This is a genomic window from Pantoea sp. DY-17, assembly GCF_019795975.1.
GTDB classification, from domain to species: domain Bacteria; phylum Pseudomonadota; class Gammaproteobacteria; order Enterobacterales; family Enterobacteriaceae; genus Pantoea; species Pantoea leporis.
In genome coordinates this window covers 132,259-146,882 of the sequence record NZ_JAIMIG010000002.1, presented here as the reverse complement: position 1 = coordinate 146,882, position 14,624 = coordinate 132,259, and the positions used below count along the sequence as shown (strand labels likewise).

Here is a 14,624-nt window from a genome sequence, read left to right as displayed (position 1 = left end):
GCCATAATGACGACCCTACGTTGGAGCGGTGCGCATTGATGCGCACCGGCTCAAATAATCACTTTTTATTCGAAATTAGCGTGCCTTTCAGGCCGTGCGGCTCGGAGCGCAGATACTGCGGTGGCGCTTTGGCCTGCGCGCCCAATTCAGCGGCGGCATGCCACGGCCAGCGCGGGTCGTAAAGTACTGCGCGCGCCAGCGCGATCAAATCTGCGTCACCTACCTGCAATGCTTGTTCTGCCTGCTTTGGTTCCGTAATCAAGCCTACGCCAATCACCGGAATCTTTACCTGTTTGCGGATGTCGCGTGCAAAAGGCAATTGATAACCGGGACCGACCGTGATTTTCTGCTGCGGTGACAAGCCGCCACTGGAGACGTGCACATAATCGCTGCCCGCCGCTTCGAGTTGCTGGCTGAAGACAATCGACTGCTCAACATCCCAGCCACCGTCAACCCAATCCGTTGCAGAGAGGCGCACACCTACCGCCACTGAATCTGGCACGGCGCTGCGCACCGCATGGAACACTTCCAGAGGGAAACGCAGACGATTCTCCAGCGAGCCGCCGTACTCATCCTCACGCTGGTTACTCAGTGGCGACAGGAACTGATGCAGCAAATAGCCGTGCGCAGCATGCAGTTCAATCAACTGGATACCGAGTTTCGCCGCACGCTGCGCGCTGTCAACGAAGGCCAGTTTCAGGCGCTCAAGATCCTGTTTACTTAGCGCAACCGGTGCGCGATCTTCAGGATTAAAGGCTTGCGCGGATGGTGCAACGGTTTGCCAGCCACCTTGCTCCAGCGACAGCTGATTGCCGCCCAGCCACGGCGCGGCGCAGGACGCTTTGCGTCCGGCGTGACCGAGTTGAATACCAATGGGAGTGTCAGAATAGTGGCGGATATCTTGCAGAACGCTGGCTAAAGCCGCTTCCGTTGCATCATCCCACAAGCCTAAATCGCCCGGAGAAATACGTCCGGCGGCTTCCACTGCTGTCGCCTCAATGATCAGCAAACCGGCGCCGGAAAGTGCCAGTTGCCCGAGATGAATGCGGTGCCAGGCGCTGGCTTTGCCATCCTTCGCAGAGTATTGGCACATCGGCGCGATGACGATGCGATTATCGAGCGTTAACTTACCCAGTTGCGTCGTACTAAACAGTAAACTCATTGAAACCTCATCTTCAGTGGCTGAATGGCTTTAAGCTTAGGGCGAAAAGCGCATTTTGCAGAGGGCTATGAGTTTGAATGTTGTAGCAAAAAGTAAGTTAAGCGGAATGTGCCGCCGCAAGTCGAAACGCATCAGACATTTTTTCCTGCTCACGTTGTGATAACCCCAAATGTCTGGCGACTATGCGCCATTGCGCAACAATGCTGCTGAATTTTTCAATGATAGTTTCGGCTTCACGTGCCTTCAGCCGGAAATAGGGCGCAACTTCCCGCGCCAAATCGAGATCAAGCGCATTATCAGCTGCCGTCACATTTAATTTTAGGCCATCAGCATAGGGCACTGGATTAAGATCGAAGGCGGCAGATAACCGCCAGCCCTTGCCTGGAACCAGAATAAATCCATGATTGCGCAGATGATCATCGGTGTTAGAGACCAGCATATTAAAGACAATCCGCGACCACAGCTCGCGTAAATCAGCATTGGTTTGGGAGCCATGACGAATCAATACTTCTGCCAGTTCGAGATAACTCACTCCGGTGGACGCATCTTCGCCATCAATATGGCCAGTCATGGTCATCGCGGAGGCAAAGTGCAGACGCTTTCCTTCGGGCGTGCGATCGAAACGGCGCACCATGAAACAGTGATAATCGCTGGCAAATTTTTTCGCCATCGCAGCGGCAACGTCAAGTTCACAAGCCGTGGCGAGAGCATTGACGACCATTTCCCATCCACCCACATCATATTCATCGCGGATGCTGGGGAACTTGGCGATAAATAGCTGACCTTCCTCATCAACCACACTGGCTTTGGGCCGTGCGCCACCCAGAGAACCGCCTGGAGCGATCAACATCCTGAGCCATTCATGTCCCTGAACAGCACGGTTATCCGGATCGCTTTCCAGCGCGCGGCTTGCACGTTCAAGTGCTGCGATTTCAGTAAATGGGGGAGCCGCAATTTCCAATCTGTTATCAAGAAATTCCCCCTGATCCTCCAGCCGGTAACGCAAAGCACCCACGCGATACAGGTCATGAACCCCCAGTAAAAAATCGGATTCAAACATGCGCGTGCCGGAAGGCAATAATCCGCCACGGATATCGCGTTCCAGACGACGCTCCATCAATAAGCGTCCCCATCTGTCGGGGCTGGAATCGCCAAACACACCAAATCCAGCACGATTGTTGGCAGGATATTGTGGCCCTTCGAATAAGTGGATGCCGGGATCTAACTGGATCAACATCAAATCGGGATCGCTAAGCGCTTGCGGATCATACTGAAATTCAAAAGATTCACGCGCCCGGCTGCGGCGAATATGCAGATAACCGAGACGTTTTGGTTGCTTGAGTCCGTTCCAGTCGGCGTAGACGCTAATCATGGTCATTGTCGTGTCCTATTTTTTCTTCCCTGAAATTAGCAGTGAGGCGAGGCCGGCAGAGGTGACTGTCTGAGCGTTTTTTTGCTCAACTCCGCGCTTATTCGCCTCAGCTACCTGCGTGCTGTTCTCACCCTCATCAACCTTATACGCTGATTTAGCGGCAAATAATTTAGTCGTTGAGGTAAGACGTGCATCTTGCAGTTGGCGACCCAGAGTATCCTCAGCAGCCAGCAGATTGAGATCCTGTTCGAGTCCTAACACCTGCATCACAGCCAGATAGGCTCCGATAGTCACACCCGCGCTACCCGCTTCAAGCGAACGCAACGTCATCGGGGTCATTCCCGCGCGTTCCGCCACCTGTTTAGCCGTAAGTTTTCTTCTTTTACGAGCGAGTTTTAATCGCTCTCCAAAAGCGGCAAGCATTTCGCTCGTTTGAGGAAGAAGCAGAGAAGTTCGCTGTGCCATTGTGTCACTATTTTATCTTTAAATGGGGTTAATGGATAAAATATTAGCACTTTGTCGATCTGCATTCCATTTTTAATGATTAAAATAAAAACGAAAAAGTGCTAATAAATTATCATTTAATGAACCTAAAATATAAAATATTAGCACTTCAATTTAAAACGTCGCCGATCGCCAGCCGCGCGCTTTATCATTGCCGGTGCGCACCGCCAGTGAATGCGCTGCACGTTGCGAACGCGCCATCACCTCTTTTTGATTGAGCTGGGTAAACTCACCATTCCGCAGCAGATAAGCGCCATCAACAAACACATCGCTGACCTCGTGGCCGAGCGCCGAGTAGACCAACGATGAAACCGGATGATGGATTGGCGTCATCGCCGGATGCGAAGTATCAACGATCACCACATCGGCGCGTTTGCCGACTTCCAGCGAACCCACCAGATGTTCGAGGCCAATTGCCCGCGCACCGTCGATGGTGGCCATCTCCAGCACTTTTTCCGCCGTCATAATAGTGGGATCGCGGTGCACGCCTTTTTGCAGCAGCGCCGCCACTTTCATCGCCTGAAAAAGATTGTGATTGTTGCTGCTGGCGGGGCCGTCTGAACCCAAACCAACGGTTAAGCCGGCCCCGCCAGCATCTCCGGAATCGGCGGCACGCCGGAAGCGAGGTAGAGATTGCTGCAGGGATTGTGCGACACGCGCGTGTCATGATGTTTGAGTGCGCGGATGTCGCGCGAATTGCACTGCACGCAATGCACCGCCAGCACGTCCGGGCCGAGGAAACCGATATCGCTGAGGAATTCGGTATCGCTGGCCTGAAAACGCAGCTTTGCCTGCTCGATCTCAAAATCGGTTTCCGCCACATGCGTAGTGATCAGCACGCCGGTTTCATCCGCCAGCTGGCGCGTGCCGCGCAGCACTTTCTCATCCAGCGCCCAAATCATGCTCGGTGCCAGACCGACTTTTACCCGGCCATCGACCTGGTGATAACGATCGATCACCGCGCGCGCATCGGCCAGCGCCTGTTCAGGCGTTTCGATCAGTTCGGCAGGAATGCCATGCTCAGCGCCGCTGGTGAGAAAACCGCGACACACATGACCGCGAATGCCGCTGACTTCAAAGGCCTCGATCACTTTGGCGGTTAATCCTGGACGCGGATGCGCGTACATAAAATCGACCAGCGACGTGACGCCCGAACGCAGTGATTCCATGCAGCCGTGCAGCGCGGCAGCGTAAACATCTTCTTCGGTCAACGCTACGGCGCTGGGTCCGGTCATGCAGGTGAACCACTTTTTCAGCACCATGTCATCGCCGAGACCTTTCAGCAGCGTCTGAAACAGATGCGTATGCGTGTTCACCATGCCCGGCATAATAATGCGTTCGCGGCAGTCGATAATTTCGGCTTCAGGATAGCGCTGCTGCAAAGCGTCGCGCGTGCCGATGGCGCGAATGGTCTTATCTTCAATCAGCAAACTGGCCTGTTCCAGAATCTCGCGTTGCGGATTCATGGTGATCATCCAGCCGTCAGCCAGCAGATAACTCATGAGGCGTTCTCCAGTTGCTGCTGTAATTCAGCGGCATTGACCACAAAACCAAAGCATTGCTGCACGTTATACAGCGTGGCATCGCGGCAATAAGCCGGCGAGGTGGTGGCGCTGCAATCTTCCAGCAGCAGGCAGTCGTAACCGCGAAAGTTGGCATCCTGTAAGGTGCAAAGCACGCACTGATCGACATTAACACCGGCAAACAGCAGCGTGGTGACGTTGAGATTGCGTAGAATGCTGTCGAGCTCGCTGTCCTGAAAACCGGACATGCGGTATTTGTTGACGCGAATGTCATTGGCATCCGGCGTCAGTTCGTCCACCACTTCCGCCGCCCAGCTGCCGGCCTGCAACACCGGCGCGCCGGAAACCGGCAGCGGATCGCCTAATCCCACGCCATCACCGTTCGGGTTATAGACGTGCAGCAGCGCGGGGCTGAGATTGAGTTTATCAGCGCGATTGCCCCAATTGAGCCAAATCACCGGTACCTGAGCGGCGCGCAGCGTTGGCAGCAAGGCTTGCAGCGGTGCAATCGGCGCGCGCGCGGGCGTGACATCGACGCCGATATGCCCGAGCCAGCCTTCGGCATGACAAAAGTCGTTCTGCATATCAATCACCAGGATAGCCGTGCGCTGCAGATCAAAAATCACTGAACGTTCACGCGATGTAAGCTGGACGCTGCGCGACGCCTGCGCTGGACGCCGCGTATCAACCACTTGCGCTGAAACGCGCCACTGATTGTGTCGACTGCTGCCTAAAACGTTCTCCGGCATATCAGGCTCCCGTTAACACGCGGATATCTTCAGCATCGAGCGTGACAGGGTCACCGCTACGAATCAGTTCAGAGAAGCCTTCATTCGGCGTCATCACCGTCAGCGTATAGAGTTTGCTGCTGCCGGTATTACGAATGGCGTGATCGTTGCCCGGATGCAGCAGCAGGGAATCGCCTTTCTTTATCTCAAGTTCATCATCGTTACAGCGCGCCACGCCTTCGCCGTGCAGTACATAAAAGAACTCGTGCGCAGTGGCGTGTTCATTCGGTGGCGTAGCACCACCGACGTTGAAAATCTCCACCACAAAAATGTTCTCAATACCGTCCAAAGGTTTGTCGAACAAGATGGCGAAATAGTTGCTGCTGTCCGCACTGATACGGAACGCCTTAACATCCGCAAGATTGTTGAAACGAAACGATTTCATAATTTATTCCTTTCGATAAGGCTGCGTTAATGCGCCGGGTTGCAATGTGCGTCCCACCACGCCGGACATCGCCAGAATGGTGAGCAAGTAAGGCAGCGCCAGCAGCACCTGCGGCGGCAGCGTGTTTTCAAACAGCTGTAGCGAGAGTTGCAGGGCATCTGCAGCGCCAAAGATAAAAGCGGCGACCAGCGCTTTAAGCGGGCTCCAGCGTCCAAAGATGACAATCGCCAGCGCGATAAAACCTTGTCCACTGACGATGTTGTCGCGGAACAGGCCGATCTGCGCCGTGACCAGATAGCTGCCCGCCAATCCAGCGCCCACGCAGGAGAACAGCACGCCCCACGTGCGGATCTTCAACACGTTGAGCCCGGCGGCATGTGCCGCGCGCGGGTTTTCGCCCACCGCACGCAGCGACAGGCCGAAGCGGGTGTGAAACAGACCAAAGTGCGCCAGCACCGCCAGCAGCAAAGTGAGATAGAGCGGCAGCGGCTGCTGGAACAGAATCGGGCCAATAAAAGGCAGCGAAGAGAGCAGCGGCACATGCCAGGGTTCGAGCATCGGGATGGTGGGCGAGGATGCAGTGCCCATCACCAGCGCGTAAATCCAGGTGGCTAATCCCGCTGCCAATATATTGAAGACGATGCCCACCACAATCTGGCTGGCATGGGCGCGCAGGTAGAGCGCCGCCAGCACGCAGCCAACCAGCAGTCCGCCGACGCCCCCGGCGATAAAGCCCAGCGTGGTCGATCCGCTCTCAACCGCCGTCATGTAGCTGGAAAGCGCGCCCAGCAGAATAGTGCCTTCGATACCGATATTCAGTACGCCGGAGCGTTCGGCATAGATTTCACCGAGCGCCGCCAGTAACACCGGACCGGCAAGGCGCACCGCGGCGGCTAGCCAGCTGACGAAAAAGGCGGTATCGAGATTCATCCACAGATTCATGATTGTTCCTCCGCCAGCTGGCTGCGCGACTTACACCCGCCGGGCAGGTTGATGCGGTAATAGCGCAGCAGATCGCCCGCCAGAATCAGTAACACCACCAGACTTTGCAGAATCAACACTACCGAAGTGGGCAAGCCGGTTTGGCGCTGCATGGCGCTGCCGCCCACTTCCAGCCCGCCGTAGAGAATGGCGGTCGGGATCACCAGCAGCGGATTGAGGCGTGCCAGCAAAGCCACCACCACGCCGATAAAGCCGACGCCGCCGGAAATGCCTTCCATCAGCCGATGTTGCACGCCCAATACGGCGCACAATCCCGCCAGCGCCGCCAATCCGCCGCCGAGCAGCACCGCGCCCATTTGGCGGCGATTGACATCCACGCCGCTGTAGCGCGCCGCGCGCGGATTCAGCCCGGCAATTTTGATTTCAAAACCGGCGGGTGTGGCACGCATCAGCCAGAAGACAAACAGCGTGGCGACTAGCGCGATGGCGATGCCCCAATGTGCGCGCATGCCGTTCATCACAAACGGCAGCCAGCTCTCCACCGGCAAACGTGGCGTCTGCGGCAGATCGCCCGGCGCGCGCATTGGGCCGGAAACCAGATACTGCACCATGAACAGCGCCACATAGTTGGCCATCAGCGAAATCAGCACATCGTTGCCGCCAAATTTTACCCGTAACGCGCCAACCCAACCGGCCCAAAGCGCGCCCGCAAGGAAGGCGGCAATCAGCACCATCGGCCAGTAGAGCAGCGCGGGAATCGCCCACGGAAAGCCCTGCGGCGTACCCGACAGCGCGATCCAACTGGCCGCAGCGGCACCTAGCAGAAAACAGCCTTCGAAGCCGATATAACCGAGCCCGGCGCGCCACACCACGATGGTTGCCAGCGCGATCAGCATTAGCGGCGTGGATTGCACCAGGCTGAGACCGAAGCTGCGCAGCGAGCCAAAAGCGGCATCAAACAGGAAGCCATAAGCCGAGAGCGGATTGCCGCCAAACGGGATAAACAGCAAGCCGGCAATGATGAAAGCGGCAAGGATGCCGCAAAAACTGGTTAACACCAGCGCGCCGCTGGATTCGGCGGGCGCCAGACGTCGCTCAAGCAGCTTCTTCATGGTTGCCTCCGGTTTTTTTCAGGTGCGCGCCCGCCATCAGTTCGCCGAGGCGTTCTGGCGTGGCGTCGGCGGCGTCCATTTCTCCGGCAATCTGGCCGCTGTACATCACCGCGATGCGATCGGAGAGATTGATGATCTCCTCCAGCTCGGCGGAGATCATCAGAATGGCGCAGCCGCGATCGCGTGCCGCCATCAAACCTTGCCACACGCTCTCAATCGCGCCGACATCCAGCCCGCGCGTGGGCTGTTCAACCACTAATAAGCAGGGATTGCTGGCGACTTCGCGCCCGAGAATCAACTTTTGCAGGTTACCGCCGGAGAGTTTTCCGGCTTCGAAATCGGCATCCGGCGTGCGTACCGCAAAGCGGGCGATGATGTCGTGCGCATGCTGGCTAATGCGCTGGCGATCCAGCAGCCAGCCGCCCGCGCGGGTAAAGGTGCGCTGGCGGCCAAGCATGGCGTTATCGGTAATCGATAAATCGGTCACCGAACCGACGCCACGCCGATCCGCCGGAATAAAACTGATGCCTTTATGGCGGCGCGTAGCGGGGGAATCGTCGCTGATGTCTTCGCCATTCAGCAGAATGCGGCCTGCTTCCAGTTCACGCAGGTTAAGGAGCGCTTCCGCCAGCTCCGATTGACCGTTGCCTTCCACACCAGCAATGCCGAGGATTTCGCCCGCAGCGACGTTGAGCGACACGCGCCAGATTTTCTGCTGGCCGCTGGCATCACGCACTGCAATGCTCTCCACCTGCAACACGGTTTTGCCCGGCTGGCACGGCGTTTTTTCGACGCGCAGCACCACATCGCGCCCAACCATGCGGCGTGCCAGATCGCGTTCCGAAGTGTCTTTAATATCCACCGAATCGACCATTTTGCCGCCGCGCATCACCGAAACGTGATGGGCAATCGCCATGATTTCATACAGTTTGTGAGTGACAATCACTACCGAACGGCCTTCTGCGCACAGTGATTTCAGTGTGGCGAAGAGGCCGGCTTTCTCCTGCGGCGTCAGCACCGCCGTCGGTTCGTCGAGAATCAGCACCTGCGCATCACGGTACAACAGCTTGAGGATCTCCACACGTTGCTGCACGCCAATCGGCAAATGCTGCACTTTCACCCAGGGATCGATCGCCAGCCCGTGTTTATCCGACAGCGCCTGCAAACGCGCCGCCGCCGCGCGCAGATCAAGTACGCCGCTAGCGCCTTCTTTCAATCCCAGCACCACGTTTTCCACCACGCTCATCGGCTGCACCAGCATGAATTCCTGATGCACCATACCAATGCCGCAGGCGATAGCATCGCTGGGATCGCGAAAACGCTGCGCCTGGCCATCCACCTCAATGCTGCCTTCATCGGCCTGATACAGGCCGTAAAGGATTTGCATTAGCGTGCTTTTTCCCGCGCCGTTTTCCCCTAGCAGCGCGTGGATTTCGCCGGCTTTAATGCTGAGCGACACGTCATCATTGGCCACCACGCGCGCAAAGCGTTTGGTGATGTTTTTCAGCGCGACGCGGATGTTTGCTGTTGCTGTCATGATGGTTAAACCACTGGCTTCAGCGCGCCGCTATCAAGCTGCTGCCAGATCTGCTGGAAGCTAGCCCATGCGCTGGCACTCACCAGTTTGGCGTTGTAATGTTCGCTGCCATTGACCACCGACCAGGCTTTGCCAACGGTGGGATGCCATTCGTCGCCGCCTTTAAAGGTTTTATTCGCCACCGACTCGCCAACCTGTTCTACCATCCAGTCGAGGTTCTGGCGGAAGCTGCAGGCAACATAATCGGGCGCGACATCACGCTGATCGACATAGCAGCCGATAGCTTTGACTTTCGCCGCTGCCGCGCCTTGCATCGCGCCGAGGCCGGTGACGTCTGCGGCATGCCAAATCACATCCGCGCCGTTGCCAATCATGGTGGTGGCAGCTTCACGGCCTTTGGCGGCGTTATCGTAATCCCCGGTCACCACGCCCATGCCTTTGATGCCCGGACGGGTTTTCTCAGCGGCCTGAATAAAGGCGCGCATCATTGCCTGCTGCGTGGGATTATCGCCGCCGCCCACAAAGCCGACCGCTTTGCCTTTTTCGGAGATCAGCGCCGCCAGCGCACCGGCGGCATAGGCGCCTTGCAGATAGGCGAGGTTGACGTATTCCACGTTGTCCGGTGATTTTTCGCCTGGCTTGAAGGTGGACGCGAAGAAATAGGTGTCAGGATATTCCGGCGCGATTTCGGCAAACGCCGAGCCGTATTCAAAGCTGTGGCCAATGATCAGCGTGTAACCGTCATCGGCGTAGCCACGTATGGTTTGATCCATCTGCGCCTGCGACACGCTTTCGCTGTGCGCCACGCTGAAACCGGCTTTTTGCAGGCTCTGCAATCCGGCATACGCCAGCGAACTCCAGCCGCCATCGGCAACCGAGCCGGGCAACAGCAGGGCGATTTTTATGGTGTTATTCGCCGCCATCGCTTTGCGCGACAACATCGGTGCCAGCGCGGGTAACAACAGTGCGCCAGCCACTAACTGCGCAAACTTTCTGCGGGATACGTCTGCCATCATGTGTTCTCCTGGTGTGGTTTTGATGTATTAATCACCGGAAGAGCATTATCTTAAAAGCATCATTTTTAGTACTTACCGATGCCTAAAAGGCAACGCAGGGGGAATATGCTGCAACATCGTTTGTTTGTGTATATCGATCAGGTGGCGCGCAGCGGTTCGATTCGCAAAGCGGCTGAACGGCTACACATTTCGGCGTCGGCGATTAACCGCCAGCTGATTGCGCTGGAAGAGGAGCTTGGCACGCCGCTGTTTCAGCGTTTGCCGCGTAAAATGATTCTTACCGCCGCCGGTGAAGCGCTGATTCATCATGTGCGGCAGAGCTTTAAAGAGATTGAAATCGCGCAGATGAAAATCGAAGAGCTGAAAGGACTGCGGCGCGGCGAAGTGACGGTGGCGATGATGAGTGGATTAGCGGCGAACCTGATTCCGCGCGTGGCAGCGGAGTTTCGCCGCGCCAATCCGCGCGTGAAATTGCTGCTGCAACAACTCACCACCGGCGAGAACATCACTAACGCGGTGGCAAGTGGCGAGGCCGATTTGGGGATTGGATTTGATTTCGACCTGCAGCCGGTACATCGCAACATTGCCAGCGTGCCGGTGCGATTGGGCGCGGTGGTGGGCGCGGGGCACCCGCTGGCGGAGAAATCCAGTTTGCGTTTGAGTGATTGCTTGCCGTATCCGGTGGTGATTGCCGACAAATCGATGGTGATTCGGCCTTACCTAAATGAAGTGTTCGCGCGCGCCTCGATCAATATGCAGCCGGTTATTGAAACCAATTCGATCGAGGTGATGCGACAGTCGGCGATGATGGATCAAACCCTCACGTTTCTCACGCCAATTGACATTGAATCTGACCAACGCAGCGGCCGGTTAGTCTATATTCCGGTGCGCGAACTGGCCCAGCACACGCAAACGCTGATGTTGATCGGCCACGATCGCGGCACCAGCGCGATTGGGAGCGTGTTCGCCGAAACCATTAAAGGGATGATGTCGGAATTGCGTTGATAGCAGGTCGCAACGATGGAGGTTTTGTAGGGTCCGCATTAATGCGCACTTGGTCACCTTACATGGCGACCCTACGAGAATGCGGTGCGATCGGTCAGGAAATGAATATCGAAATCGTTCACTTCGCGTGCCAGCTTCAGCAGCGCATGTGCAGCACGATCGGTGGCAATCGCACCGCGCTCAGCATCCGCCGCTGCGGCGTTGCCGGTAGCACCAGACAGATGCAGATCCTGCGCCATCCAGCCAAAACCAATGCCGCCTTCCGGCGTTAAAATACCGCCGGTCGCTTCAAGCGCCACCGAAGTGGAAACGAAATTAGCGGCGTGCTGCATCTGCACCAGTTCAGGGTGCAAATGCAGCATCATGCTGGTTTCTGATTCACCGCCGTGAATGCCGTGATTAAGTTCATGCGCGCTGTAGAGATCCGATGCATCAATGGTACGGAACCAGCTGGCGCTGACGGCAAACATGCCCAGTTCGATGCGCAGCTGGCGACAGACGATTTCCATCAGCTGCGGCTGTCCGCCGTGCGAGTTCCAGAAAATCAGCTTGCGAATTCCGGCGCGCCAGGCGCTTTTCGCGACTTCGAACCATACTTTGCCTAACACGTCATACGGCAGCGAAAGGGTGCCGGGATAGGCAAGATGTTCATCCGATTTACCCATCGGCAGCGCGGGCAACACCAGCAAAGGAAGATCGTCGGGCAATAATTCCACCGCGCGTTGAATAATGCCGGCGTTGATCGCCGCATCCACACGCACCGGCAGATGCGGGCCATGTTGTTCAACTGCGCCAATCGGCAGCACGGCGACGATATTCGCCATATCAAGTTCACTGAATTCCCGGGTTGAAAGATCCCACCACCAGGGCGAAGACGGTTTGAGCATGTTGACCTCCATTTTTAACCCCAACATAGCGAGTTAATAGTGCAATGGAAGCAACAAAATTCGCACTTAGCGTTGCTTTAAAGGCATTGGTCATAAGCAGGTCGCCATGAATGATCGGCGACCCAACAAGAGCGGCGTTACTTCTGATTTTTACTGGTGAATTCCTGATAATTTTCTTTGGTCACCGTCTGGTATGGCACCCAGTTGTAGGCTTCGGTCTTTTTACCGCTCAGCATGTCGTAAGCCACATCGACTGCACCGGTCGCCTGGCCTTTCGCATCCTGGAAGATCGTCACCGCCATTTTGCCGTTCTTAATAAACTGCAAACCATCCGGCGTGCCGTCGATGCCGGCGACTAACACATTGTTTTTCTTCAACTGATCGAGCGCCATAATCGCCCCGATCGCCATTTCATCGTTGTTAGCGATGATGGCGTTGATATCATTCCCATCCTGCAACCATGACAGGGTTTTATCGACCGCTTCGTTGCGCTGCCAGTTGGCGCTCTGTTTCTGGATCACTTTCAGGCCGGGATGATCCTTCACATAATCTTCAACCGCTTTGGTGCGCTGACGTGCTTCTTCGGTGGAGAGGGCGCCCATCAGAATGGCGATATTTCCTTTGTTATCCAGACGCTTGGCTAAAGCTTCGATCTCCATTTTGCCGCTTAACGCTGAGTCGGAACCGACATAGGCCATTTTACCGGTCAGTTTCACTTCGGGTTTACGGTTCACGAAGATCAGCGGGATATTGGCTTTTTGCGCGGCGGCGATCACCGGCATTACGCCTTGCGTATCAACCGGGTTGATGATGATCGCGTCTGCGCCCTGATTGATGAAATCATCCACCTGCTGGATTTGCAGAGATACATCGCCTTTAGCATCGGCAAACTGGCTGTTAAGCCCTTTGTCTTTAAGCTGCTTTTCCATCTGACTTCTTAAGATGGAAACAAAATTGAGATCGAGATTAGCCAGAGCGACGCCAACCATGTAGGTTTTCGCCTGGGCAGTGAACATACTGAGCAAACCGCAGATAAGCATTACTACTTTGAATAATTTCATTTTTTTATCTCTGTAGGGAAGGTTTCTATTATTTTGCATCCGGGTGCAAAATCAACGGGATGAGTTCCGCTGATTGACATCATGTTCAGACGGACAACGCGATGTGCTGCATTCACTCTCTGGCACGGTTGAAAAATAGTCAACGCAGCAAAAAGCGATTTCATCACCATGATCACAAAATCATCACGATTTGCACCCGAGTGCATTACAAAAATGCAACCGGGTGCAAAGTTTGCAAAAATCGCCTCTTGCTTACATGAGGAATCGCTTTATGCTCGCTTTTTGTCAGGTAATTTGCGGAAGGGAGCCGATGACCAGAACAGTAAAAAAAGCCACGGCCAGCGATGTAGCACTTCTTGCCGGCGTATCGAAATGGACGGTATCGCGCGCGTTTATGCCTGGCGCTTCAATCTCTGAGAAGGCGCGCGAGAAGGTGATGCGCATCGCTAAAGAGCTGGGATATCGGCCCAATTTGCTGGCGCGTAGTCTGGTAAAGAAGAAAACGCATATTATTGGCGTAGTAATCGACGAGCTGAAAAATCCGCATACGCTGATGATTCTTAATGAAGCTACGCAGCAGCTACAACGTCGCGGCTATATGGCGATGATCCTCAACATCACCGACGGCGAGCCGTATCGATCGGTAATGACGCAGGCGGATCAATTGCAGATCGACGGCATTTTGTTTCTCGGTACGGTGTTATCGGCACAGCTGATAACGCTGGTGGAGGATATGTACAACATTCCGCTGGTGCAGCTGTGCCGCAATACGCATGCGCAGGGCATCGATGTGGTGGCGATTGATGGTTATGCCGCCGGCAAGCAAATCGCCGAGCTGTTGCTGGCGCAGGGCGCGCAACGGTTTGGTTTTATGCAAGGTCCGGATACACCAACGTCACATCTGCTGCGCAAAGAGGGATTTGAAGCGACGCTGCAACAAGCAGGCTGTCAAATTGATGTGCTGCTTAAAGCCGGCAGCTACGATCGTGCACGCAGCTGGCAAGCGATGAGCGATTATCTGCATCAACCGGATGCGCCCGCAATTGATGCGCTGTTCTGTGAAAACGATGTGCTGGCGCTCGGCGCGATGGAAGCGATGCGCGCCGCCCCGGCCAGGCCAAGGATTGCGGTGGTGGGATTCGATGATATTGAAGAAGCCAGCGCGCCAGGCTGCCAACTCACCACCTTTAGCCAATGTATTGATCTGCTGATCGCCGAAGCGTTAAACCGATTGATTGATGGTCGCGAGAGTGCGGATGAGCATTGGCGGCGGGGTGAAATGCGAGTACGGCGTTCGCATTTGAGGTCGCCATAAATGACGACCCACGAC

15 protein-coding genes are annotated in these 14,624 nt (G+C 55.7%); 2 read left to right on the top strand and 13 right to left on the bottom strand.

Translation table 11 applies throughout. The features are described from left to right. Window positions 1-58: 58 nt before the first annotated feature. From K5Y33_RS11165 to K5Y33_RS11120, 11 genes are all read right to left on the bottom strand, one after another. The gene (locus tag K5Y33_RS11165; RefSeq protein WP_222233955.1) at window positions 59-1,162 is read right to left on the bottom strand and encodes an NADH:flavin oxidoreductase/NADH oxidase; all 1,104 of its coding nucleotides are present in this window, start codon (window positions 1,160-1,162) and stop codon (window positions 59-61) included. 97 nt (window positions 1,163-1,259) lie between these two features. After that, entirely contained in the window at window positions 1,260-2,540 is a 1,281-nt protein-coding gene (locus K5Y33_RS11160) for a type II toxin-antitoxin system HipA family toxin (RefSeq protein WP_222233954.1), read from the bottom strand. A 9-nt stretch (window positions 2,541-2,549) separates the two neighbouring features. Beyond that, entirely contained in the window at window positions 2,550-2,999 is a 450-nt protein-coding gene (locus K5Y33_RS11155) for a helix-turn-helix domain-containing protein (RefSeq protein ID WP_222233953.1), read from the bottom strand. A 153-nt stretch (window positions 3,000-3,152) separates the two neighbouring features. After that, window positions 3,153-3,605, bottom strand: coding sequence for an amidohydrolase family protein (locus K5Y33_RS23800; protein WP_370634119.1), 453 nt, complete (start codon window positions 3,603-3,605; stop codon window positions 3,153-3,155). Window positions 3,606-3,613: 8 nt separating this feature from the next. Continuing rightward, window positions 3,614-4,540: an amidohydrolase family protein gene (locus K5Y33_RS23795; RefSeq protein WP_370634118.1), complete on the bottom strand. Its 927-nt coding sequence runs from the start codon at window positions 4,538-4,540 to the stop codon at window positions 3,614-3,616. Continuing rightward, window positions 4,537-5,310 carry a cysteine hydrolase family protein gene (locus K5Y33_RS11145; protein WP_192412961.1) on the bottom strand — a complete coding sequence of 258 codons (774 nt, stop codon included), beginning with the start codon at window positions 5,308-5,310 and terminating at the stop codon, window positions 4,537-4,539. Before K5Y33_RS11145 ends, K5Y33_RS23795 begins: the two co-directional genes overlap by 4 nt. A gap of 1 nt (window position 5,311) precedes the next feature. Next, window positions 5,312-5,734 (bottom strand): cupin domain-containing protein, encoded by a 423-nt coding sequence (locus K5Y33_RS11140; protein ID WP_222233952.1) that lies wholly within the window; start codon window positions 5,732-5,734, stop codon window positions 5,312-5,314. Between the two features lie 3 nt (window positions 5,735-5,737). Then, the gene (locus K5Y33_RS11135; protein WP_222233951.1) at window positions 5,738-6,676 is read right to left on the bottom strand and encodes an ABC transporter permease; all 939 of its coding nucleotides are present in this window, start codon (window positions 6,674-6,676) and stop codon (window positions 5,738-5,740) included. Continuing rightward, window positions 6,673-7,788: an ABC transporter permease gene (locus K5Y33_RS11130; protein ID WP_222233950.1), complete on the bottom strand. Its 1,116-nt coding sequence runs from the start codon at window positions 7,786-7,788 to the stop codon at window positions 6,673-6,675. The genes K5Y33_RS11135 and K5Y33_RS11130 overlap by 4 nt, the downstream gene beginning before the upstream one ends. Further along, a complete protein-coding gene (locus K5Y33_RS11125) occupies window positions 7,772-9,325 on the bottom strand; it encodes an ABC transporter ATP-binding protein (protein WP_222233949.1) in 1,554 nt (517 codons plus the stop codon). Before K5Y33_RS11125 ends, K5Y33_RS11130 begins: the two co-directional genes overlap by 17 nt. 5 nt (window positions 9,326-9,330) lie before the next feature. Next, window positions 9,331-10,341 carry a BMP family protein gene (locus K5Y33_RS11120; protein WP_222233948.1) on the bottom strand — a complete coding sequence of 337 codons (1,011 nt, stop codon included), beginning with the start codon at window positions 10,339-10,341 and terminating at the stop codon, window positions 9,331-9,333. Between the two features lie 105 nt (window positions 10,342-10,446). On the opposite strand from K5Y33_RS11120, the gene K5Y33_RS11115 reads away from it, so the two are divergent. Beyond that, entirely contained in the window at window positions 10,447-11,346 is a 900-nt protein-coding gene (locus tag K5Y33_RS11115; RefSeq protein WP_222233947.1) for a LysR family transcriptional regulator, read from the top strand. A 71-nt stretch (window positions 11,347-11,417) separates the two neighbouring features. Here K5Y33_RS11115 and K5Y33_RS11110 read toward each other — a convergent pair whose 3' ends face one another. Together K5Y33_RS11110 and K5Y33_RS11105 are read right to left on the bottom strand one after the other, a co-directional pair. Continuing rightward, on the bottom strand, window positions 11,418-12,233 hold the full coding sequence (locus K5Y33_RS11110) for a creatininase family protein (protein ID WP_222212700.1): 816 nt from the start codon (window positions 12,231-12,233) through the stop codon (window positions 11,418-11,420). Between the two features lie 137 nt (window positions 12,234-12,370). Continuing rightward, window positions 12,371-13,294: a substrate-binding domain-containing protein gene (locus K5Y33_RS11105; protein WP_110866909.1), complete on the bottom strand. Its 924-nt coding sequence runs from the start codon at window positions 13,292-13,294 to the stop codon at window positions 12,371-12,373. Between the two features lie 310 nt (window positions 13,295-13,604). Here K5Y33_RS11105 and K5Y33_RS11100 point away from each other — a divergent pair, with 310 nt between their 5' ends. Next, window positions 13,605-14,609 carry a LacI family DNA-binding transcriptional regulator gene (locus K5Y33_RS11100; protein WP_222233946.1) on the top strand — a complete coding sequence of 335 codons (1,005 nt, stop codon included), beginning with the start codon at window positions 13,605-13,607 and terminating at the stop codon, window positions 14,607-14,609. The last annotated feature ends 15 nt before the right edge of the window (window positions 14,610-14,624 follow it).